Raw genomic sequence first — 21,910 nt, forward strand, 5'->3', positions numbered from 1 at the left:
TCGGGTCGATCAGGCCAGGGCCGCTTCGGCGGGCGCCTGCGGCACGGTGGGCGCCACGCCGGCGTCCACCACGTTGCGCAGGAAGGCCTCGAACATCATCAGCGTCCACAGCGGCGCGCTGTAGTCGCGCGTGCCGGCCTGGTGGGCCTCGACGAGGTGGGTGAGGTAGTCGCGGTTGAACCAGCCCGTGTCGGCCAGCCGCTGGCCGAGGATGGCGTCGCGCATGCGTTGCTTGAGCGGCCCACGGAACCACTTGGCCAGCGGCACCGCGAAGCCCATCTTCGGGCGGTACAGGATGTCGTCGGACAGCAGCGGCTCCATCGCCTTCTTGAGCAGGAACTTGCCTTCGTTGCCGCGCACCTTCAGCGAGGACGGCAGCGTGGCCAGCCACTCGACCAGCTCGTGGTCCATCAGCGGCTCGCGCACCTCGAGCGAATGCGCCATGCTGGCGCGGTCGACCTTGGTGTTGATGTCGCCGACCAGGTAGGTCTTGAGGTCGAGGTACTGGATCAGCGACAGCGGATCGTCGGTGTGCGCCCGCGCGGCGTGCTGGTGGAAGACCTCGATGGCGTCGTAGCCGGCCAGCTCGCGCTGGAAGCGGTCGCTGAACAACTGCGCGCGCATCGGGCCGCGCAAGATCGACACCGAGTAGAAGTAGGCCTCGACCGAGGTGCGCGCCATGCCCTCGAAGGTGGTCTTGGCACGGAACACGCGCGGCGCCCAATCGGCCTTGGGGTACACGCGGCCGAGCAGGCCGAACAGCGGCCGGCGCACCGACTCTGGCAGCGCGGCGCGCATGCGCTCTTCCATCAGGTGCATGCGGTAGCGCCGGTAGCCGCCGAAGGATTCATCGCCGCCGTCGCCCGACAGGGCCACGGTGACGTGCTTGCGCGCCAACTGGCAGACGCGGTAGGTGGGGATGGCCGAGCTGTCGGCGTAGGGCTCGTCGTACAGGCGCGCCAGCGTGTCGATGAGGTCGAAATCGTCGCTCTGTACCACTTCCATGAAGTGGCGCGTCTGGTAGCGGTCGGCCACGATCTTGGCGAAGGCCGACTCGTTGTACTCCGGCACGTCGAAGCCGATCGAGCAGGTGTTGACGGGCTCCGACTGCAGGCCGGCCATCGTGGCCACCACCGCGCTGGAATCGACCCCGCCCGACAGGAAGGCGCCCAGCGGCACCTCGGCGATCATGCGCAGCCGCACCGATTCCTTCAGCCGACGGTTCAGTTCCTCGCAGGCCTGGGTGTCGTCGATCGGGTTGCCGCCGGTGAAGTGCACGTCCCAGTAGGACACCGGCTGCGGCGCCGGCTCTCCCCGCCGCCAGGTCAGCGTGTGCGCGGGCGGCAGCTTCTTCGCCTGCGTGAACACCGTGCGCGGCTCGGCCACGTAGCCAAGCGCGAAGTACTCTTCCACCGCCTGCGGGTCGAGGTCGCGGCGCAGGCCGCCATGGGCCAGCACCGACTTCAGCTCGGAGCCGAACAGCAGCATGCCGTCGTCGAGCACGGCATAGAACAGCGGCTTGACGGCGAGCCGGTCGCGCGCCATGAAGAAGGTCTGGCGGTTGCGGTCCCACAGCGCAAAGGCGAACATGCCGCGAAAGCGCTGCACGCAGGCCGGCCCCCACGACTCCCAGGCATGGACGATGACTTCGGTGTCGCTGCGGGTGTGGAAGACGTGTCCCAGCGCCTGCAACTCGGGGATCAGCGACTGGTAGTTGTAGATCTCGCCGTTGAAGACCACGACCACCGAGCCGTCCTCGTTGAATAGCGGCTGCTGGCCGGTGGCGATGTCGATGATCGACAGCCGGCGGTGGCCGAAGCCCACGCCGGGCTCGAGGTGCAGGCTGCCCTCGTCGGGACCGCGGTGCCACTGCGAGTCGTTCATGCGCTGCAGCACCGCTCGGTCGATGCCGCGCGCGGCGCGCGTGTCGAAAATGCCGGTGATGCCACACATGATGTTGTCAGCCTTGTCGTTCGTTGCCCATGGGCGGGCGGGCCAGTCGGTCGTACAGCGACCGATAGGCATGGACCATGGCCTGCAGGCTGAACCGGCGCTCGACCTCGGCACGGCCTTCGGCGCCGAACTCGGCCGCCCGTGCCGGATCCGACGCCAGCCGCACCAATGCCGCGGCCATGGCCTGCGGATCGTTCGCCTGCACGATCTCCCCTGTCCTGCCACGCGCCACGAGTTCGGCGTTGCCACCGACGTCGGTGGCGATCACCGGCAGTCCGCTGGCCATGGCTTCGAGGATGGTATTGGAGATCCCTTCGGCCAACGAGGGAAGCACGAAACAACTCAGACCCCGCATGACATCTGCCACATCGCCACGTTCGCCCGGCAGCCAGCACAGATCGCCGACGCCGGCGTCGTTCAGCAGCGCCTGGGCCTGGGCACGCAACGGGCCGTCGCCGACCATCACCAGCCGAAGGCGGCTGCGCAAGGCCGGCGCAAGCCGCAGCGCCTCGATGAAGGCGCGGGCCAGGGTCGGCTGATCTTTGACCGTCTGCATGCGGCCGACGGTGCCGACCAGCCAGAGACCGGATTCGTTGAACGGGCAGCCGGCGATGGCCGTGCGCGGTTCTGGTGCGGGTCGAAAGCGCGCCGTGTCCACGCCGTTGTAGATCTGGGCGACCCGCCCCGGCGGCACGCCGACCTTGTCGACGAGGTAGCCTGCCAGGTCGCGCGACAGGGCGATGTAGCGTGTGACGAAGGGGCGGTACACCCGGCGCATCCACTGGTAGCGTCGGCGCGTGCCGTCGAGGTCATCGACATCGCGGCCATGCTCACCATGCACGCGCACGGGCACGCCGGCCGCCCAGGCCGGCACCACCGCCTCCAGCGCGGCCAGGTTGCGGGTGTGCACGATCGCCGGCCGCAGTTCGCGGAACATCCGAAACAGACGCGGATAAAGCTTGATGCCGTGGCCAAGCGGCTTGTGCAGCGCGACGAACTGCACGTCGTCGCGCCTGATGCGGTCCTTGAAGTCGGTGACCTCGGTCATGGCCACCACCATGTGGCGATAGGCGTCGGCGGGCATGTGGTTGATCAGGTTGACCACCCCATTTTCGAGCCCGCCCACGTCGAAGCGGTAGACCACGTGCATCACCAGCGGCCGACTGGCGTCGGTCCGGGCGGTCACTTCAACGCCCCGGCGGCCGCGTCGGTGACGATGCGCACCCCCAACGAGTTCAGATGACCGTCGTCCGGCGCCACGTCGAGAGACATCCTTGACCCTTGAAAGTGCCGACGGTACAGCGGCTCCGCATCGATGACCACGGCGCCCTGCCGACGGGCGATCTCCATGAACAGGCGGCGCTCCTCGGCGATAGCAAGTTCCTGTCCTGACAGCGTGGCCTTGGGCGTGCGCTGCCCGTCCACCACAAGCACCAACTTGCGGACCTTGCAGCATCCGATGGCGCCGAAGAACCGGTCGGCCACAGCCCGCACCATGCGCTCACGTCGCTGCACTTCCGCGACGTCTTCGGGAGGCACCGTCAACGACACCGGTGACGCGGTTTCACCGTGGGCCGGCGAAGCGGCATCGGCGGAAAACAACTGCCCCGGCAACCTGCGCGCATCGACCTTGAGCTGGCTGACCAGGTACTGCGCCAGCGCAGACTGGCTCAACAAGCGCTTCATCGTCGAAGGCTGCGGATAGAGCTCGACCTTGGGTGCGAAAGTTTCGGGGTCGAGGCACGGACCGTGGACGTTGCCCGAGCCGCAAAGGGACTGCCGAACATCGCCCGCCTCGAGCAAAAGCACAAAGTCGACGACGCCCAGGCGCGTGCTGGCCAGCCGAATCCTTTCGGCGTAGTCGAGCAGCGCGGAGCCGGGCGCGCCAAAGGCATAGACCGGTCGCTGGCCCCGGATCGCCGACGCCAACTGCGGGCCTGGGCGATCCGAGGCGTCGAGCATCGACGCCTCGACATAGCTGTCACCAATCAATGCGATCGCATCCGCATTCGGGACGAAATCGATGTCGCTCGCGAACCCGAGGTTGTTTGCCTTCAGCGTCTGCGCGTTGCGCAGGTCCCATCCGGTCGCCACGCTCCACCGATGCCCAGGCGGGTAGGTGAGCACCAGCGGATCGATGTGGTAGTTGCGTGCCGTGGCGGTAGAGACCGGCAACAGTTGCAGCACCAGTTCGGAAGACAGCAGCGCGCCGATCGCCCCGAGGATGACCAAGAGGATGCGCACGAGCGTCAGAAGTTGAAGTAGATGAACGCGCTCACTGATGAGCGCGTGGCGTTCACCAGCAAGGTCATGGCGACGGCCGCGAGCGCTGCCCCGGCAATGACGGCACGGAAGACAGACGGCTTCATGACACGGATCGCAAGGTTCTGCCCGATGTGATTGCTGTTCCGCAGGAACAAGGCCGCCGCAGCCAGCACCACGCACCACAGCACCCCGGTCGATGGATTCAAACCGGCATTCCAGAGGTGCGAGGCTTCAGCAACAGGCGGCATATTCCACCCGGCCATGGCCAAAAGGATTCGATGCGCGCCGGCCAATGTCTCAGCGCGGAAATACACCCAGGCCACCACGACGGCCAGCAGGGTCAAGGCCCAACTGCACCACCCGTAGAGCCAGACGCGCTCCAAGCGGCTGCGCAGTGCCTCGCCCAAGGCCGCCCTGAACCCGTGGTTGACCATCAGGTACAGGCCGTGCAGGCCGCCCCAGATGACAAAGGACCAGCTGGCGCCGTGCCATAGGCCACCGAGCAGCATGGTGGTGGCCAGATTGGCATAGCGGCGCACCGGCCCGCCCCGGTTGCCGCCCAGGGGGATGTAGAGGTAGTCGCGCAGAAAGGTGGACAACGAGATGTGCCAGCGCCGCCAGAAGTCCGAGATGTTGCGCGCCTGGTAGGGCGAGTTGAAGTTGTAGGGCAGCCGCACATTGAACAGCAAGGAAAGACCCACCGCCATGTCGGAGTAGCCGGAAAAGTCGAAGTACAACTGCAACGTGTAGGCCACGGCGCCCAGCCAGGCCTCTCCGGTCGTGAGCACAGCGCTCGGCACAGCGGGACTGAACACCGCGTCGGCATAAGGCGCGACTCCGTCGGCCAGCACCACTTTCTTGAACAGTCCCAGCGCCAGCACCACCAGGCCGCAGACGATGTTCTCGACCCGCGGCCGATAGATCGACGCGTCGGCGAACTGCGGCATCATCTGTTTGTGGTGCAGTACCGGACCGGCCACCAGGTGGGGAAAGTAGGTGACGAACAAGCCGTAGTGCACGGGATTGACCTCCCGCACCTTACCTTCGTATGCATCCACCAGGAACGCAATCTGCGTGAAGGTGTAGAACGAGATGCCGATCGGCAGCACGATTCGGCCAAGATGCCAGTCGAAACCCAAGGCCGCGTTGAGGTTGTCAACCAGGAAGTTGGCGTACTTGAAGTAAGCCAGCAGCCCCAGATTGAACACGATGCCCGCCACCATCCAGGCGCGGGCCCTCACCGATCCTGTGCCTTGTAGCGCGTCGGATATCCGTCGTCCCAGCAGGAAGTTCACCGACATCGACGCCACCAGCAGCAGCGTCAGGAGTGGCATCCAGTAGCTGTAGAAGAACACCGAGGCCAGGAACAGCCATGCCGCTGCCGCCCCGTGGGAGAAGCGTCCCAGAAGAAAGAAGCCCATCCAGGTGATGGGCAGATAGGCCAGCAGGAACGACCCGGTGGTGAAGAGCATGCGTCGGTGCGGTCAACAGCGTCGTACTGGCATCTCGCTTCCGCGAGCGCAGGAGATCAAAGCCGCCAGACGCGGTAGCCGGCGATCTGCAACGCTGCGGGATCGAACGCCGCCTTCACGTCGATGAAGGCGCCGCCCTTGACGAGCTTGCGGCCGATTTCCTCGACGCTGAGGGAGGCAAACTCGTTGTGCGAGACGGCGGCGACGATGGCGTCGGCGCGGGGCAGTTCGTCCCAGGGCACCAGGCGCACGCCGTACTCGTGGATGGCTTCCTCGGGCTCGGCCTGCGGGTCGGTGACCAGCACCTCGACGCCATAGGTCTTGAGCTCGTTGATGATGTCGATGACCTTGCTGTTGCGAAGGTCGCCGCAGTTTTCCTTGAAGGTCAGGCCCAGCACGTTGACGCGGGCGCCCTTGATGTAGCTGCCCGAGGCGATCATGTGCTTGATGGTCTGCTCGGCGATGAACTTGCCCATGCTGTCGTTGATGCGACGGCCGGCCAGGATGACCTGGGGGTGGTAGCCGAGCATGTCGGCCTTGTGCGTCAGGTAGTACGGGTCGACGCCGATGCAGTGGCCGCCCACCAGGCCCGGCTTGAACTTCAGGAAGTTCCACTTGGTGCCTGCGGCCTCCAGCACTTCGGAGGTGTCGATGCCGAGCTTGTCGAAGATGATGGCCAGTTCGTTCATCAGCGCGATGTTCAGGTCGCGCTGGGTGTTCTCGATCACCTTGGCGGCTTCGGCGGCCTTGATCGACGAGGCGCGGTGCACGCCCGGGATGATGATCTTCTCGTAGACCTCGGCCACCCGATCGAGGGTCTCGGGCGTGTCGCCGGAGACGATTTTCAGGATCTTGGTGAGCGTGTGCTCCTTGTCGCCCGGGTTGATGCGCTCGGGCGAATAGCCGACGAAGAAGTCCTGCTTCCACTTCAGGCCCGATTCGCGCTCGAGCACGGGGATGCAGACCTCTTCGGTGGCGCCGGGGTAGACGGTGGATTCGTACACCACGGTCGCGCCCTTCTTCATGTGGCGGCCGACGCTGGTCGACGAGCCGATGAGCGGCCGGAAGTCGGGGATGTGCGCCTCGTCCACCGGCGTGGGCACGGCCACGATGATGATGTCGGCCTCGCCCAGCATCGTGGGGTCGGACGTGTAGACCGCATGCGTCGCCGCGGCCAGTTCCTCGTCCGCCAGTTCGCGCGATGGATCCACCCCGCGCTGGCACGACGCGACCTTGGGCAACGAGATGTCGAAACCGATCGTCCGCAGCTGCTTGCCGAACGCCACCACCAGAGGCAGGCCGACATAGCCCAACCCAATCACTGCCACCGTCGTCATCGAAGCCATCCCTCGGGATACAAAGGTCGTTATCTTCGCCGCTGGCCGCAGGCTCGCGGCGGCGACGTCTCGTGCCCACCAAGTCTTCCCGCGAACATTTGCACGGGCAGGCCGCTCAGGACTTCCAGAGGTTGCCCATCATGCGCAGGCCGAAGCGCGGTTGCGTCGAGTCCCAGGGGCTGAAGCGGGGCAATTGGTAACGATCGGTGCCCTGCCGCGCCGCGCCCCACTGGGTGCACACGGCACTGTCGAAGCCCAACTCGCGAACGATGCGCACGCTGTCGTCAATGTAGTCCTGCCCCGGCTTGCCGTTGGGATAGGCGAAGTGTGCCACGCGCTCGCCCAGCAGCGTCTCGAGCGTCTGGCGGCAATCGGCGATCTCGCGCCGTGCCTCGTCCGCCGACAGCGTGGCCAGGATCGGGTGGGACACGGTGTGCACCCCGATCTGCATGCCGCCCTGGCGCATCTCGCGCACCTGGGCGGAACTCATCATCAGGTCGGTCGGCAACTCGGCCTGGGCCAGTTCGGCGATCGACTCGGTGTGCGCCAGGCGCTCGACTGGGCGGATGTGCTTGATGCGGCGGATGATGGTCTCGATCGCCGTGCGGCGCAGGTCTGTCGTGGCCATGTCGAAGCGCTCGAGGCCGTCCAGGCCCAGCGGCCGCAGGTCCAGCTTGGACTGCCGCGTGCGGCGCACCGATTCGATGACCGTGTCGTTCCACATGCGCCCGCCGTCGAGGAACCCCGTGGCGATGTAGAAGGTGGCCGGCAGCCCGTGGCGTTGCAGGATGGGCAGCGCCTGGGTGCGGTTGTCGGCGTAGCCGTCGTCGAAGGTGATGCAGGCGGCGCGCTCGGGCAGGCTGCCGGCGGCCAGGCGTGTCACGGCCTGGTCCAGTGGCAGCACGTTGAACATCGACCCCAACCAGCCGCAGATGCGTTCGAAGTCACCCTTGTCGACCTCGGTCGGGAACAGGGGGTCGCGCTCCGGCAGCACCCGGTGGAAGATGAGGATCGACAGCCGGGCCCGAGGCCCTGCCGGCGACAGCAGCGACAGGGGCAGGCGGGCCCAGATCACGGCTTGGGCACGGCGCCGTCGCGAGCCGCGACCAGGCTGGCCTCGACGGCCCCCAGGCGGGATGTCAGGAAAGCTGCGAGCACTGGGTCGGCGTCGCCCGGGTTCGCTTCGCGGGCGGACAGGAACATCACGGCGGCATCGTCGCCTCGCCCGCGCAGGCGGTCCTTGACAGCCAGCAGCTTGGCCTGCACGTCGCTGGACGTCCAGACGCCATTGATCCAATACAACTGCCAGACGCGCAAACGATCGCGGCTCGCCCCCCCGGGCCGGTCTGGCCCCAACAGTTCGGTGACGCGCACACTGTCGACGCCCTTCACCATCGGCACGCGATCGTGCGTGCTGACAGCATTCCAATCGGGGTCGTTGGCACGCACCACGACGTTGGTCGAACTGACCATCTTCTGGCTGGCCTGCTGACGCCGATAGTGAAGCAGGTGCACTGTCACCGAGGCGCCCGAGGCGCTGGTGTAGGCTCGATGCTCGGTTGCGGCAGCGCCCGAAAAGACGGGTGACCAGCTGCTGGACAACGCACCAGCCGGCGTCCAGTCCGAGGCGGTCAGGCCCTCGAGCGACAGTGCCCCAGCGCCACGGTCGACCGATGGTGCATCGAATGCTCGGCTGGCCGCCAACGGGGCGGCAGTCAGCATGCCGACCATCGCCGCCACCGCCCAGACCAACGTCGGGCGGCCGATGGCGCCTGCTGCACGCGCAGGCGCCGGTGTCTCGCCCGGCTCGTCGAACTCGGCCCAGCGCGCACCGACCATGAACAGCGCCATGATCACCACGCCGAAGAAGACCCAGCCGTAGATCAGGTGATCGACGCCGGTGGCGATCTCGTTGTTCGAGAGGTGGCCAAGCATCACGATCATGTAGGCGCGCACCCAGTTGGCCAGGATCGGCACCAGGATCGACAGCCCGACGAAGATCCATCGGCGCTTGTTCGATCGGTAGTTCAGGTAGGCGAAGAGCGAGCCCACCATGAACGACGCGATCAGGTAGCGCACGCCACTGCAGGCCTCGACCACCGACCAGTAGCCCGTGGGGATGACGAACTTCAGGCCTTCGCGGTACACCGGCACGCCGCTCAGGCGCAGTGCGGCGACGGTGAAATCGGCCGTCCATTGCATCAGAGTCGGCAGCATGAATTCGCCGATGGGCACCGCGAACAAGGCAAACGCGAGTGGGAACGCCAAGGCCCTTGCCACAACCAGACCCAGCAAGGCAGGGACGCACAGGATGAGGAGGCTGACCATCGCGAACTGCATGGCCGCGTTCACCTCGACCAGCTTGCCCATGAGCCACAGCGCGCACGCCATCGCCACCGGCACCAGCGCCCAGGGTTCTGGCCGCGGCGTGAGCGTGGCCAGCATCGCACGCTGCCGCCAAACCAGCCACAGCACGATGGGCGGCACGAGGAAGGCATGCGTGAAGGTTTCCGAGCGTGCCCAGATGGTCACCATGCCAGCACCCGTATCCCAGTACAAGGCCAGGATGGCGACCAGCGCAAGAACGAACGGCGGCAATGCCACGCGCCAGGCCTGCGGCATGGTCCCGAACACTGGCATCACCCCAGGCTCCGCACGATGAACGGCCCGAGCCAGTTGGCCAGGCCGATGGGCATGCGCCGCCAGGTTTCGATCAGCAGTTTGAACTTTGCATTGTTCGGGTTGTTCTGCGGCACGCTGTCGCGCTGGTACAGGCAGTACTCGTAGTGCAGCGGCTGCGGCTCGAAGCCCCAGTTCTTCTTGAACGCGTAGGGCCCGGTGCCGGCCTTGCTGCGGCCGTAGTCGAAGAGCTTGAAGCCACGCGCGCACGAGCGGCGCATCAGCTCCCAGTACTTGAAGTCGTTGCCGGCCAGGTCGCGGGCCGCGACGTCGTCACCGGCGTAGTAGGGCAGCACCTCGTCGCGGAACAGGAAGCTCAGCACGCTGCTCACCGGCCGACCATCGGGCGCCACAACCGTGAGCACCTCGCAGTCGTCGCGAAACTCGTCGCGAAGGGCCTGGAAGTAGCGCTTCGACAGGGCCGGCGTGCCGTGCCGGTGCACGTTGTCGGCGTAAAGGTCGAAGAAGCGGTCGACGCCCGCATCGAGTTCGCTCTTCAGCTCGTTCTTGATGCCCTTGCGCACCATCGCGCGCTGCTTGCGCGGGATGGCCAGCATGTTGGCCTCCTCTTCCGGCAGGATCTCCTTGCGGAAGGTGACGTAGAGGTCCTGCATCGGCCAGTCGTCGTGTCGGCGCTGCACGTTGCGCAGTTCGAGGTGCGGCACCTTCAGGCGCCGCGCCAGGGCCTGCGCCTCGGCCTCGAGCGCGGCCACGGCGGCCGGCGACGTGGCCGCCACGCCGCCATACACCGCATGCGGCAGGCTGCACAGCGCATTGCCGAACAGCACGCTGCGCACATGGGCCAGCGGCAGCACGCCCTCGATGCGCCCGTTGGATTCGGCGAACAGGAAGTGGGTGTCGTGGCCCAGCTGGCGCTGCTGGATGCCCTGCCAGCCGGCACGGTGGAAGAAGGTGGCCTCGGGACAGGCCTGCACGAACGCGTCCCACCGCTGGGCGGTGGCTCGGTCCTGCAGGTCCAGTCGGTGGATGGTCGGCGGCGCGGCGGTCACGGCGCGGGGCGGGCCGCCGCAGCGGGCGCCAGGAAGATCTCGTCCATGCGGCCCCAGCGGAAGTCCGCGAGCAGCGACTCCAGCTTGTCCGCCATGCGGGGAATGTTCACGTAGTGCCTGAATCGGGTCTTGAGGTCGATGCCGGGCACGCGGGGCTGCTCGTCGTCGATCTCCCAGGGGTGGAAGTAGAAGATGGCCGACTCGCGGTCATCGGCATTCACCTGCTGCAGCATCCAGCGCGACAACGGATAAGGCAGCAGCCGGAAGTAGCCGCCGCCACTGCTGGGCAGGTTGCGGTTGAACAGGCGCAGCGTGGTCACCGGGATCTCGAGCAGCGTCTCGTTCACACGGTAGGCAAAACGCGGCGAATCCGGCATGCCGTAGTGGTCGTGGTGGATCGGGTAAACGCTCGAGCTGTACTGGTAGCCAGCCCGCGACAGGCTGTCGAAGGCCCACAGGTTGCCGGTGCCGATCGAGAAACTCGGTGCGCGATAGCCGAGCACCGCGCGACCGGCCAGGTCTTCCAGCAGCTTCTTGGCACGATCGATGTCGGCGAAGAACGCGCGCTCGTCGAGGTCGCTGGCGCGCTCATGGCCATAGCCATGGCTGGCGAGTTCGTGCCCGCCCTGGACGATGCGCCGCACCAGGTGCGGATAGCGTTCGGCGATCCAGCCCAACGTGAAGAAGGTGGCGTGCACGCCGCGGCGCTCGAGCAGGTCGAGGATGCGCATCACGTTGCGCTCGACGCGGCATTCGCACTGCTCCCACGTGCTGCGCGGGATGTAGGGCGCGAAGGCCGAGACCTGGAAGTAGTCTTCGACGTCGATCGTCAGCGCATTGGTGATCGGCGCGCTCGTCATCAGCATGTCGTCCCCCGCCTCAAGCCGCACCGGCGCGCAGCCAATGCCACAGGTCGGCAGCGATGCGTTCGGCGGCACGGCCATCCCACAGCTCGGGCACGCGCCCGCGCTTGCCAGTGCCCTCGAGGATGTCGGTCACGCCCTGGAGGATGGCGGCCGGGTCGCGCCCGACCATCGTGTTGGTGCCCTGCTCGACGGTGATCGGTCGCTCGGTGTTCTCGCGCATGGTCAGGCAGGGCACGCCCAGCGCGGTGGTCTCTTCCTGCAGGCCGCCGGAATCGGTGAGCACCATGGTGGCGCCGGCCATCAGGCCGACCATTTCGAGGTAGCCCTGGGGCGGCAGCATGACCATACGTGCGGGGTCGGTCAGCCCGCCGAGACCGAATCGGTCGATGTTCGACCGCGTGCGCGGGTGCAGCGCGAAGACCAGCGGCAGCCGCGTCGACACCTCGCGCAGCACCTCGAGCAGGCTGCGCAGGGTGACGGCATCGTCCACGTTGGACGGCCGGTGCATCGTCACCACGGCATAGCCGGCCGGGTGCCCGAGGAGCGCAGGATCGGCTCCGTGCGCGCGCAACGTGTCGGCGGCGCTGCGGGCCTTGTCGCGGTTGGCCAGCAGCGAATCGATCATCACGTTGCCGGCAAAGCACACCCGCTCGGCCGCCACGCCTTCGCGCAGCAGGTTGTCGGCCGCGCTGCGCTCGGTGGTGTACAGGCGGTCGGCCACCTGGTCGGTCAACACCCGGTTGATCTCCTCGGGCATCTTCCGGTCCCAGCTGCGCAGCCCGGCCTCGACATGCGCGACGGGCACGCCCTTCTTCACCGCGACCAGCGTGCAGGCCAGCGTGGAATTGACGTCGCCGACCACCAGCACGCAACTGGGCTTGTGCTCGTCCAGCGCGGGCTCGAAGCGGCGCATGACCTCGGCCGTCTGCACCGCATGCGAACCCGAGCCGACCTCGAGGTTGATCTCGGGCCGCGGCAAGCCGAGGTCTTCGAACAGCTGGTGGCTCATGCCCTGGTCGTAGTGCTGCCCGGTGTGCACCAGCAGCGACGCCAGCGGGGGCTGGTGGGCCGCGAGTGCGCGCAGGATGGGCGCCATCTTCATGAAGTTGGGGCGCGCACCGACGATGCACATCACCGGCCCGGTCAGGGCCGTCTGCGAGCCTTGGCTCATTCCCCGCTCCCCTCGGAAGGACGTCGGGCGGCGCCGACCAGTTGCTGCAGCAGCGCCAGGATCTGCAGGTTGGTGCGTTCCAGGCGCAGCAGGCCACGCTCGAGCCGCTGGATCTGGTCACCACGCTGGTCGGCCGTGAGGTTGGCCAACTGGTCGGACATCGCGTCGGCCGTGGCCGCATCGAGCTGCAGGGGCGCCAGATCGGCCTCGACGACAACGTCGCCACCGGCGTCGCTCTGCGACGCGGCCTGCCGTGCCAACAAAGCCCTGGCCGCAGCATTCGGCACGTTGGATTCCTGCGCGAACTCCTTGACGACCTCGTTGACGTCGTCAGCCGTGAGATGGGTCTTGCCGGCCAGGAAGCCCAGCAGCAGCAAGCGATCGCAGACCGAGTTGATGCGGCGCGGGATGCCCCCGCTGGTCTTGAAGATGCCCTCGAAAGCCGCCGGTTCGAAACTGGGCTTGCCGGTGGAGCCGGCACACTTGAGACGGTGCTCGATGTAGCGCTGCGTCTCGTCGAGGTCCAGCGGTCCGATGTGGCAGGTGGCCGCGACGCGCTGGCGGAACTGCTCCATCTCGGGCCGCTGCAGGATCTCGCGGAACTCTGGCTGGCCGACCAGGAAGCTCTGCAGCAGCGCCTGGTTGCCGAACTGGAAGTTCGACAGCATGCGCAGTTCCTCGACGGCCCGGGGCGTGAGGTTCTGCGCCTCGTCGACGATCAGCAGGCAGCGCTTGCCCTTGCTGGTCTGGCTGATCAGGAAAGCCTCGAGCGTGATCAGCAACTCGGACTTCGGCACGTCCTTGACCCGGAAACCGAAGGCCGCGCCGACCATGCGCAGCGTGTCTTCTGCACCCAGTTGGGTGGTGACGAGGTGGCCCACGACGACGTTGCTGCCATGCAGGCCATCGATCAACGCGCGCAGCAGCGTGGTCTTGCCGGCACCGATCTCGCCGGTGATGACGATGAAGCCCTCGTTGCGCGACACCCCGTAGTCGAGGTACGCCTTGGCGCGACGGTGCTGCTTGCTGCCGAAGTAGAAGTTCGGGTCAGGGTTGAGCTGGAAGGGCTTGTTGGCAAGCCCGTAGAACGCTTCGTACATCGTGTGGCTAGAACTTGAGGCCGTAGGTGGCGACCACCGCGTTCTCGGTGTAGGGGGAGGTCGAGCTGTCGAACACCACGTGCCTGGCCGACACGGTGGCGTTGGCGCGCGGGCCTGCCACGGTGGTCAACGACAGCATCCAGGTCGTCAGCACATTGGACAGGCTGTTCTGCTCCCCGGCATTGCGCTGGCGCGACAGACTGAGGCCCAGGCTGGTCACCGGCGTGAGGCGATGGTCGATCCCGAAGCTGTACAGGCGTTGCCGCACCGTGTCCGATTGCCCCAGGTCGCCGCTGACGGCCGCCAGGGGGTCGAGTCGGCTGCTCGAGGTGTCGGCGACGATCGCGCTGAACGACGTGCGCAAGCCCTGGTACCGCACCGAGGCATCGACGCGACTTTGCAGGGTCGCCGAGCCGAACAGGAAACCCAGCTCACGCGACACCTGATTGCGCAGCACGGGATCGGGAATCGCCCGGATTTCGGCCAGGAGCTTGTCCATGTCGAGGCCGAAGCGGCTGCTGCCGGGCGACGATGGATCCTGGATATCGCGCGAACTGCTCAGCCGGAAAGTGGTGCGCGGCATGCGGTGCTCGAACGCCAGGTTGTAGCTGTTGCCGAACGAGCGGTGGCTCTGCTGGGCGGTCAGGCGGGTGCGCGGCGACGGCGACCAGTCGGCCCCGAACCCCCACGTGACGTTGGACTCCTTGTCGAGGCTGGTCAGGTTCGTCCTCTCACGGCCGAGCGAAGAGCTCAGCTGGAGTTCGGGCGTCGCGATGTAGGTGAGCGACACCCGGGCAGCGTCTTCCTCGGTGGCCCGGCTGGCGTCGTAGTCGAGTTGGCGCCGCGAGATGGTGGCGCTCCAGCCGAACGGCACGCTCCGCCGGCCGCTGATCGTCAACGAACCCGACGTCGTGGTGGAATTGCCCAGCGAATCCCGCGCATCGCTGCGACTGGCACCGTGGGCGATCGTGGCCCGGTAGTCGACCAGACCGGCAAGGGTGCCGCGCCACGACGGCGCGATCTGGAACGAGCGCTGCTCGGTGCGATTGGAACTGCCCAGTGCCGGATCGACCCCCTGCACGTCGAATGCAGAGATGGTTTGCTGCGTGATCGCCGCGCTGGCGTCGATGCTGAACCAGTTGTCGACCACATCCATCCGCCCGGACGCGTTCAGCGTGTTCTGCAGGTCGCTGCGGCCCGAGCCACGGGCATAGACGTAGCCATTGAGCGCATAGTCGAGGGCTCCCTGGACGCGGCCGGTGCGGCTGCTCATGCGCAAGCCGGCGGTGAGCTGGGTGATGGCGTCGGCGGACTTCTCAGGCGTAAGGCGCAGGTTGTCCGTGATGGTCTGCGTGATGGACACGCTCGGCTCGATGACCACGGCCCTCGGCGCACCCGCCGATTGCGCCCAGGCCGAGCCCATCGCCGCGCAGGCCACGGCGGCCGCCACGACAGCAGGCCGCATCGAACCAGCCGGGTCTCGGCGCGACGGCATCAATGTCGACATCGCCGATTCACTTCTGGGGAGCTTCAACGGGCTCGCCAGGGGCCCCCTGCCCGGCCTGCTCTCCCGGCTGTTCGCCATAGCCATAGCCGTAGCCATAACCGTAGCCATAACCGTAGGCGCCGTGGGAGGCGCTGCGCGCCTTGTTGAGCACCATCATCTTCAGCGGGCAGGCCTCGATGGTGGACAGTGCATGCTGGACGTCGGCCTGCAGCGTCTTGCCGGCGTGCACGACGATGACGATCTGCCCCATGTGCGTGGCCAGCACGCGCGACTCGGTGGTGAGCAGCAACGGGGGCGAATCAAAGATGATGATGCGATCGGCGTAGCGGGTGGCCATGTCGGCCAGCACCTGGCGCATTGACTCGCTGGCCAGCAATTCGGTCGCGCGCGGATGCGGCGTGCCGCTGGGCAGGATCGACAGCTTCTCGACATTGGTGCGCAGCAGCACGTTGGACATGTCGGCCTTGCCCTCGAGCAAGTCGAGCAGGCCCGGCCCCGGGGGCAGCCCCAGCATGCGCAACACCGAGGGACGCGCCACGTCGGCATCGACCAGCATGACGGTGTGGTCCAGCTCGGCCGCGATGCTCATGGCCAGGCTGATGGACGTGAAGCTCTTGCCTTCGCCGGGCAGCGCGCTCGTGACCATGATCAGGTTGCCGTTGGCCACCGGCGCCGCACCCTTGCCGATGGCGTTGTTGATCAACGGCCGCTTGATGACACGGAACTGGTCGGCAAGCTGCGATCGCGGCGACTTGGGCGTGACGATGCCCGCCGCGGACAGCTGATCCAGGTCGAGCTCGACCCGACGCGACACGACGTTCTGCTCGCTGGACGGTGTCGGCACCGGGGCGGCCGCCTTGGCCACCACCGGCGCCTTCGGCTCACGGGCCGCCACCGGCGGCGGAACCTCGCGTGCCGGAGGCGTGGCCAGCGGCTGCTCGGCAACCGGGGGCACGTCGCCGGGCGCCTCGCCCGGGATGGCGATGCCGCTCTGGCGGATCTGGGCCAGACGCTGTGCCGCTTGCTCGATCAAGCTGCTCATTCGACCCCCTGCGCAGGCTGTGGTTTCATGCGTGTCATCCAACTTGCCTGCTGGCCCAGAGCGCGGTGGCCACCAGGCCGATGGCGAACAGAATCACCAGCCCGCCCGAGCCGGCGACGAAGCGCAACCTGTCGATGCGCTCACGGCGCGCGTTGTCGTCACTGACGATCATCGACACGACCCCGAGCAAGGGCAGACCGGTCTTGGCACGCAGCTCGCTGGCGGCGTCGAACACCGGGCGCAGCTGGGTGCCGGCAAAGGCCGTCAGCACGCCCGCCGCCAGGCCGACGACCAGGGCCGCGCCCAGCAGCAGCAGCCGGTTCGGGAACACCGGGTGCGGCGACACGCGCGGCGGGTCGATCAAGCGGAAATCGGCCACACCGGAAGCCACGTCGAGCTCACCCGACATCACCGCCGACTGGCGCCGTGCCACCAGGTCTTCGTAGTTCTTCTTGTTGATGGCGTAGTCGCGGTTGAGCTGGGCCGCCTCGGCCTCGAGCTGAGGCGATGATTTCATCATGGTGCGAGCCTGGCCATAGCGAGACTGGTACTCGGCGACCCGCGCCCGCAAAGACGCCACCTGGATCTCGGACGTGGCCAGCACACGGCTCAGCTCCTGGTGCGCCAGGCTGCGGTTGATGCCCGCGCCGCCCGGTGCCACCGGCTTCGGTGCGGCAGCCGCTGCCCTGCGCAGTTCCGCAACCTGCTCCTTCTTTTGATCTTCGAGTTCCTTGATCAGCTTGCGTGCGCCGACGACATCGGGGTGCTGGTCGGTGTAGCGTTGCAGCAAGGCGTCGAGGTTGCGCTTCTGGGCGTCGATGCGGCCGTCGATCTCGGGCGTCGAGAAATTGGCGGCGGCCTCCGGCAGCAGGTTGGGCAACTCGGAACCAGCCACCTGCCCCTGGTCGGCGGCCAGTTGCTGCTTGGCCGCGTCGCGCGCCTGTTCGGCCTCGCGCAGCTCGAGCTTGGCCTGCTCGAGGTGGCCGCTGATCTCGACCAGGCGCGACGCGCCGTCCTTGCCGTCGGCCGCCTGCATGTCGAGGTTGCGAAGACGGAACTCCTTCAGACGCGTTTCGGCCTCTTCGAGCTTCGCTTCGTAGCTCTTGATCTGCTCGTTCAGGAAGACCTTGGCGGAATCGGTGTCCTTGCGGCTGGCGCCCAGGCTCGATTCGACGAAGATCGACACCATCGACTGGATCACGCGCTTGGCCTTGTCCTTGTCGGACTCGCGGTAGGCCAGCGAGTACAGATTGTCTCGGGCGGTGCTGCGGATCTCGATCGAGCGCATCAGCTTGTCGACCAGCGCATCCTGCTCGCCCTTGGTCGAACTCTTGAGGTCGAGGTCGGCCATGCGCACCAGTTTCTCGATGTTCGGCCGGCTGATCAGCGTGCGGCTCAACATGCCCACCTGCTGCTCGACGTTGGGCTGCACCGTCAGACCCGACATCAGCGGCTTCAGGATCGACTGCGTGTCGACATAGATGCGCGCGGTGGCTTCGTACTGGTTCGGGATGGCGAAGCTCACGATCGCGCCGACCAGGCCGACGATCCACGCCGCGGCCAGGGACGGCCAGCGGAAGGTCCACATCCTGCGAAGGATGGTGGTGACCTGGGCAATCACTTCTTCCATGTCAGCTCACCACCACGGCACCGGGTTTCATAGGACGGCCCACTCAGAACAGGCTCTGCGGGATGATCAGGATGTCGCCCGGCTGCATCTCGACGTTGGCCGACACGTCGCCGCGGCGGAGCAGGTCCTGCAGGCGCACCGAATACTGCTGGTTGCCCGCGCCGCCACGCAGGATCGTGGCCTTGTTGCCGGCAGCGAAATCGGTGAGCCCGCCCACGGCGATCATCACGTCGAGCAGGGTCATCTTCTGCTTGAACGGCAGGGCCTGCGGCTTGGCGGCTTCGCCCACCACCCGGATCTGCTCGCTGTAGGGGCCGACGAAGCCGGTGACGACCACGGTGACCACCGGGTCGCGCACATACTTGCCGAGCACCTTCTCGATGTCGCGGGCCACCTCGACCGAGGTCTTGCCCTGCGCCACCAACTCGTCGACCAGCGGCGTGGACAGCTTGCCGTCGGGGCGAACCGGCACGGAAGTGGACAGTTCCGGGTTGCGCCAGACCACGATGTTCAGGTTGTCGCCGGGTCCGATCTTGTACGAATAGTCGGGCCCGCTGGCGGAGACCGGCGCCGGCGGATGGGCCGGTCCTCCGGCACATCCCGCGACCACGGCCGCGAGAGCAGCGATGCCGGCGAGGCGGGACAAGCGATCGATCAGTGATTGAACTTGTTTCAAGGCAAACCCCCTAGGCGGGCAGTCATGGAAAACGCCGTGCACGGCAGACACGACGGGGCGCTTTTTCCCGTCGTACGATGCGCCATCACGGCTCCGCAGTGGCCAAAGCGCCCGGTCGAACGATCATGTCACAGGCCGAGCGCGCACCGGCCCACGGCAAACGCCACCGAGCCGGCCAAGCACGCAAATTTCACGCAAGGCCTGTCCGGCGCCCCGCGTGAGCGCCGGCATCGTACCGTGTCGCGGGTTCAAGCCGGCAGGTTGTAGCGTCCGGGCGAGATGATGTTCTGGGGATCGAACACCTGTTTGAGGTTGCGCACGTGGCCCCAGTGCGCGGAATGCCGCCCCACCACATCCGCCATCATGTCCGATCGCGCCCGGTAGACCTCGAGCCCGGCCCCATGGATCTCCGCCAGCAGGGCGTCGGCGCATCGGTGGGCCCGTGCCACCTGCTCGGCGTCCGAGCGGTCGAACAGCAGGTTGGTCACTGCCACCATGGATGTGTCGGTCTCGACGTTCACGGTGACGTGCAGGTCGTGGCCGTGGCCCCGGGCCCTTTGGGCCATCCTGCCGAGCAAGGCGGCCACGTCCGCGCCGTGGCACGGCAACGCCGGGCAGATGTAGATCAGGCCGCAGCGCGACTCGTCCAGCGACGTGGCCGGCAGGTCATGCCGATCGATCGCATGGAGCAGCCCCAGCACCGGCGCGTCGGTCGGCACGCCCAGGGCCAGGCCATGCAAGGGCCGCACGGTGGCGGTGACCGCCGCGAGCGCCCTGGCCAGCGGCACCGCACGGCAGCGATCGGCCACCGCATGGGCCAGCGACAGGCGCCGGTCGGTGACCGTGGTGACCCGGGCCAGCCCCGCCAAACGACGCCGCACCTCCGACACCGCCGCCTTCACCTGCGCGGCCGTTCCACCCACCGATGCCAGGCCGCTCCATTCGGTGGGCGCGAAGTGGGCCACGACCCTGCCAGCTTCTGCGGCGGCCCTGGCCGCGGTGAAACCGCACCGGCCCACCAGATAGTCGACCACCCCGTGGACCAGGGTGGCGTGCGTGCGGTGCCGGTTGCCGACGTGCGTGATCGTCGGCAACACGCCCTCGCGCTTCAGGGCCATCAGCGCATCGACGAAAGGGGCCAGGCCCTCCGCCCGCGTCAGCGAGAGCGAGAGCGCCACCTGCACCGGCGGGCGGGGCCGGAGCTTGAAGTACGCGCTGGTCACCACGCCGAGATTGCCCTGCACGAACAGGCCATCCAGCGCGGGGCCCAGGCCGTACGGGTGCGAGCCCGCCAGCCTGGAGTGACGGCCCAGTCGCCGGAAGCCGGTGCGAAGGATCTTGCCCGTGCCCAGCACGACCTCCAGGCCGAAGATGTCGGTGCGCCGGGGCGACAGGTAGCCCACACCGCCATCGAGCGCATTGCCCAGGATGCTGGTGTCGGCGGCCGCGCCGGTGACGTTGAACATCAGCGACGGCGCCTTCGCCAGCAGGAACTCATGCAGCTGGCGCTGCGTGACCCCGGGCTCGATCAGCGCCACCGGGTTGTCGACGTCGATCTCGTCGGCGTTGCGGATGCGGTTCATGCGGCCGAGGTGGACCACCGTGCAGCCCGGCAGCGGCGGCGACATCGACCCGTAGCCCCAGTTCATGCCCGTGGACACCGGATGGATTGGGAGCCCGGTGCGCCTGGCATCGCGGACGATCTGCCGCACCTCCCGCACACTGGCGGGCGCCAGCACCGTGGGTGCCGACCGGGCGTACCCGGTCACGTCCGAACCCATCCCAGGGTCCGTCATCTCAGCCCCACCCAGGCAGGCCGCGCCGGTGCAGGCCTCAGCCACGGTCTGCGGGCAGCCCGGTCACGCGCATCCAATCTCGGCAAGTCAACCCTCCGGCAGGCCCACACCAGCCGGACCATATCACCGGCCGATCGACGACCATGAGACCGCCGGCTCGACGATCAGGGGCCGTGGGCCCTGCCGATCCGAGCGACCGCACCAGGCGCCGCAGCCGGCGCCAAAGGCCCCTCACCCCCCTATCGAGGGCTGTCGGTGGGCTTTACACCGCCTCGGCGCCGACCCGGCGACCGGCGGGCCCGCAGCCCTTCGAGCAACGCCAAGCTGTTGATTCATATGCAGCCTGAACCGCACCGAGGGCACCTGGCACACCACATGCTTTACTGAACCCGTCCGCAAGCAAAACCTTGCAAATTCTCTGGCCCCCTCCAACAGGAGATTGAACATGAAGACGTCCTTTCTGAAGAAGTCGCTGGTCGCCATCGCCGCCGCTGCGGGCATGATGGGCACCGCGCAAGCCACCCTGATCATCGGCTCGATGAGCGTCGGCTTCGGCTCGGTTGAGATCTCGCTCGGCGAAATCGACTGGAACCCGCCGCTGAACCCCGGCATCGACCTGGTCCCCACCTACGGCCAGCTGTTCACCAGCCCGATCGGCGCCACCGGCGTGTTCAACGGTGTCAACGGCTTCGTCGGCGTGACCAACGGCCTCGTGCAAGACATGAGCGCCAACCCCGCTGATGCCAACTTCATGCCCGTCGGCGTCCAGCCCGCCCCGGTCAACTTCCTGAAGTTCGCGGCCCAGCCGAACTGGCAGTTCCTGGTCACCGACCTGGTCGCTGGCACCATCCCGGGCACGCCGTACCTGCTGACCCAAGCTGGCAACAACGTGTCGGCCACCATCACCGTCAACGGCTTCACCTGCGACGCTGGCGCTGACACCGTCTGCGACGCCGCCGACGACAAGACCCTCTTCACCGGCATCCTGAGCGCCCAGTACACCAACACCACGATCGCTGCGCTGCAAGCTGCAGTGCTGGGTGGTCAGACCCTGGCGAACAACACCTGGTCGGCCACGATCGAGGCCTACCAGATTCCGGAACCCACCAGCCTGGCGCTGGCAGGTCTGGCGCTGGCCGGCATCGGCCTGTCGATGCGCCGTCGCGCTCGCGGCTGATCACGCTGCGAAGGGGCCGGGTCGCTTGCGATCCACCCCAGCCCAAAAGCCCCCGCCCAGCGGGGGCTTTTTTCATGGTGGGTGCCCTTCCGTTCGGTGCCCGCAGCACGCCTTGCGGCATCATGAGGGCCAAAGCGCGTCCGGCGCGGGCGACGTGGCGCGTCGACCGCGCCCCCGGGTGCCCCGCCATCCGACCCGGCTCGGCCGCTGACCCGACAAGGCCACCTCG

At 67.3% G+C, this 21,910-nt stretch carries 17 protein-coding genes; 1 reads left to right on the plus strand and 16 read right to left on the minus strand.

Annotated features, from left to right (window positions below; genetic code table 11):
- Window positions 1-9: 9 nt before the first annotated feature.
- The 16 genes from EOINJALH_RS20220 to EOINJALH_RS20295 all read right to left on the minus strand — a co-directional run bounded on the left by EOINJALH_RS20220 (window position 10) and on the right by EOINJALH_RS20295 (window position 20,504).
- Window positions 10-1,953, minus strand: a complete 1,944-nt coding sequence (locus tag EOINJALH_RS20220) for an XrtA/PEP-CTERM system amidotransferase (protein ID WP_088283382.1) — start codon at window positions 1,951-1,953, stop codon at window positions 10-12.
- A 7-nt stretch (window positions 1,954-1,960) separates the two neighbouring features.
- The gene (locus tag EOINJALH_RS20225; protein ID WP_088283696.1) at window positions 1,961-3,103 is read right to left on the minus strand and encodes a TIGR03088 family PEP-CTERM/XrtA system glycosyltransferase; all 1,143 of its coding nucleotides are present in this window, start codon (window positions 3,101-3,103) and stop codon (window positions 1,961-1,963) included.
- A 32-nt stretch (window positions 3,104-3,135) separates the two neighbouring features.
- Entirely contained in the window at window positions 3,136-4,197 is a 1,062-nt protein-coding gene (locus EOINJALH_RS20230; protein WP_088283384.1) for a hypothetical protein, read from the minus strand.
- A gap of 5 nt (window positions 4,198-4,202) precedes the next feature.
- Complete coding sequence (locus tag EOINJALH_RS20235; RefSeq protein WP_088283385.1) at window positions 4,203-5,690, minus strand: MBOAT family protein; 1,488 nt, start codon at window positions 5,688-5,690, stop codon at window positions 4,203-4,205.
- Between the two features lie 56 nt (window positions 5,691-5,746).
- Window positions 5,747-7,027 carry a nucleotide sugar dehydrogenase gene (locus EOINJALH_RS20240; protein WP_088283387.1) on the minus strand — a complete coding sequence of 427 codons (1,281 nt, stop codon included), beginning with the start codon at window positions 7,025-7,027 and terminating at the stop codon, window positions 5,747-5,749.
- Window positions 7,028-7,142: 115 nt separating this feature from the next.
- Window positions 7,143-8,102 carry a polysaccharide deacetylase family protein gene (locus EOINJALH_RS20245; protein ID WP_234413954.1) on the minus strand — a complete coding sequence of 320 codons (960 nt, stop codon included), beginning with the start codon at window positions 8,100-8,102 and terminating at the stop codon, window positions 7,143-7,145.
- Window positions 8,099-9,667 (minus strand): exosortase A, encoded by a 1,569-nt coding sequence (gene xrtA / locus EOINJALH_RS20250; RefSeq protein ID WP_088283389.1) that lies wholly within the window; start codon window positions 9,665-9,667, stop codon window positions 8,099-8,101. Before xrtA ends, EOINJALH_RS20245 begins: the two co-directional genes overlap by 4 nt.
- Complete coding sequence (locus tag EOINJALH_RS20255; protein ID WP_088283391.1) at window positions 9,667-10,716, minus strand: FemAB family XrtA/PEP-CTERM system-associated protein; 1,050 nt, start codon at window positions 10,714-10,716, stop codon at window positions 9,667-9,669. The genes xrtA and EOINJALH_RS20255 overlap by 1 nt, the downstream gene beginning before the upstream one ends.
- Complete coding sequence (locus tag EOINJALH_RS20260) at window positions 10,713-11,576, minus strand: XrtA system polysaccharide deacetylase (RefSeq protein WP_088283700.1); 864 nt, start codon at window positions 11,574-11,576, stop codon at window positions 10,713-10,715. Before EOINJALH_RS20260 ends, EOINJALH_RS20255 begins: the two co-directional genes overlap by 4 nt.
- A gap of 19 nt (window positions 11,577-11,595) precedes the next feature.
- On the minus strand, window positions 11,596-12,753 hold the full coding sequence (gene wecB / locus EOINJALH_RS20265) for a non-hydrolyzing UDP-N-acetylglucosamine 2-epimerase (protein WP_088283393.1): 1,158 nt from the start codon (window positions 12,751-12,753) through the stop codon (window positions 11,596-11,598).
- Complete coding sequence (locus EOINJALH_RS20270; protein WP_088283395.1) at window positions 12,750-13,853, minus strand: XrtA/PEP-CTERM system-associated ATPase; 1,104 nt, start codon at window positions 13,851-13,853, stop codon at window positions 12,750-12,752. Before EOINJALH_RS20270 ends, wecB begins: the two co-directional genes overlap by 4 nt.
- A 7-nt stretch (window positions 13,854-13,860) precedes the next feature.
- Window positions 13,861-15,360, minus strand: a complete 1,500-nt coding sequence (locus tag EOINJALH_RS20275; protein ID WP_158219831.1) for a TIGR03016 family PEP-CTERM system-associated outer membrane protein — start codon at window positions 15,358-15,360, stop codon at window positions 13,861-13,863.
- 7 nt (window positions 15,361-15,367) lie between these two features.
- Window positions 15,368-16,402, minus strand: coding sequence for an XrtA-associated tyrosine autokinase (locus EOINJALH_RS20280; RefSeq protein ID WP_088283399.1), 1,035 nt, complete (start codon window positions 16,400-16,402; stop codon window positions 15,368-15,370).
- A gap of 34 nt (window positions 16,403-16,436) precedes the next feature.
- Entirely contained in the window at window positions 16,437-18,032 is a 1,596-nt protein-coding gene (locus EOINJALH_RS20285) for an XrtA system polysaccharide chain length determinant (protein WP_088283401.1), read from the minus strand.
- A gap of 43 nt (window positions 18,033-18,075) precedes the next feature.
- Window positions 18,076-18,678: an XrtA/PEP-CTERM system exopolysaccharide export protein gene (locus EOINJALH_RS20290; RefSeq protein ID WP_234413955.1), complete on the minus strand. Its 603-nt coding sequence runs from the start codon at window positions 18,676-18,678 to the stop codon at window positions 18,076-18,078.
- A 278-nt stretch (window positions 18,679-18,956) separates the two neighbouring features.
- The gene (locus EOINJALH_RS20295) at window positions 18,957-20,504 is read right to left on the minus strand and encodes an FAD-binding oxidoreductase (protein ID WP_088283403.1); all 1,548 of its coding nucleotides are present in this window, start codon (window positions 20,502-20,504) and stop codon (window positions 18,957-18,959) included.
- Between the two features lie 445 nt (window positions 20,505-20,949).
- Here EOINJALH_RS20295 and EOINJALH_RS32260 point away from each other — a divergent pair, with 445 nt between their 5' ends.
- Complete coding sequence (locus tag EOINJALH_RS32260; RefSeq protein ID WP_088283405.1) at window positions 20,950-21,681, plus strand: PEP-CTERM sorting domain-containing protein; 732 nt, start codon at window positions 20,950-20,952, stop codon at window positions 21,679-21,681.
- The last annotated feature ends 229 nt before the right edge of the window (window positions 21,682-21,910 follow it).

Source organism: Ideonella sp. A 288, assembly GCF_002198735.1.
Taxonomy (GTDB): Bacteria; Pseudomonadota; Gammaproteobacteria; order Burkholderiales; family Burkholderiaceae_C; genus Pseudaquabacterium.

Excerpts from the sequence above, each read along its gene's own strand:
- EOINJALH_RS20220 (WP_088283382.1), bottom strand. The coding sequence starts at position 1,953 with ATGTGTGGCATCACCGGCATTTTCGACACGCGCGCCGCGCGCGGCATC.
- EOINJALH_RS20225 (WP_088283696.1), bottom strand. The coding sequence starts at position 3,103 with ATGCACGTGGTCTACCGCTTCGACGTGGGCGGGCTCGAAAATGGGGTG.
- EOINJALH_RS20235 (WP_088283385.1), bottom strand. The coding sequence starts at position 5,690 with ATGCTCTTCACCACCGGGTCGTTCCTGCTGGCCTATCTGCCCATCACC.
- EOINJALH_RS20240 (WP_088283387.1), bottom strand. The coding sequence starts at position 7,027 with ATGACGACGGTGGCAGTGATTGGGTTGGGCTATGTCGGCCTGCCTCTG.
- xrtA (WP_088283389.1), bottom strand. The coding sequence starts at position 9,667 with ATGCCAGTGTTCGGGACCATGCCGCAGGCCTGGCGCGTGGCATTGCCG.
- EOINJALH_RS20260 (WP_088283700.1), bottom strand. The coding sequence starts at position 11,576 with ATGACGAGCGCGCCGATCACCAATGCGCTGACGATCGACGTCGAAGAC.
- wecB (WP_088283393.1), bottom strand. The coding sequence starts at position 12,753 with ATGAGCCAAGGCTCGCAGACGGCCCTGACCGGGCCGGTGATGTGCATC.
- EOINJALH_RS20270 (WP_088283395.1), bottom strand. The coding sequence starts at position 13,853 with ATGTACGAAGCGTTCTACGGGCTTGCCAACAAGCCCTTCCAGCTCAAC.
- EOINJALH_RS20275 (WP_158219831.1), bottom strand. The coding sequence starts at position 15,360 with ATGTCGACATTGATGCCGTCGCGCCGAGACCCGGCTGGTTCGATGCGG.
- EOINJALH_RS20280 (WP_088283399.1), bottom strand. The coding sequence starts at position 16,402 with ATGAGCAGCTTGATCGAGCAAGCGGCACAGCGTCTGGCCCAGATCCGC.
- EOINJALH_RS20285 (WP_088283401.1), bottom strand. The coding sequence starts at position 18,032 with ATGGAAGAAGTGATTGCCCAGGTCACCACCATCCTTCGCAGGATGTGG.
- EOINJALH_RS20295 (WP_088283403.1), bottom strand. The coding sequence starts at position 20,504 with ATGACGGACCCTGGGATGGGTTCGGACGTGACCGGGTACGCCCGGTCG.
- EOINJALH_RS32260 (WP_088283405.1), top strand. The coding sequence starts at position 20,950 with ATGAAGACGTCCTTTCTGAAGAAGTCGCTGGTCGCCATCGCCGCCGCT.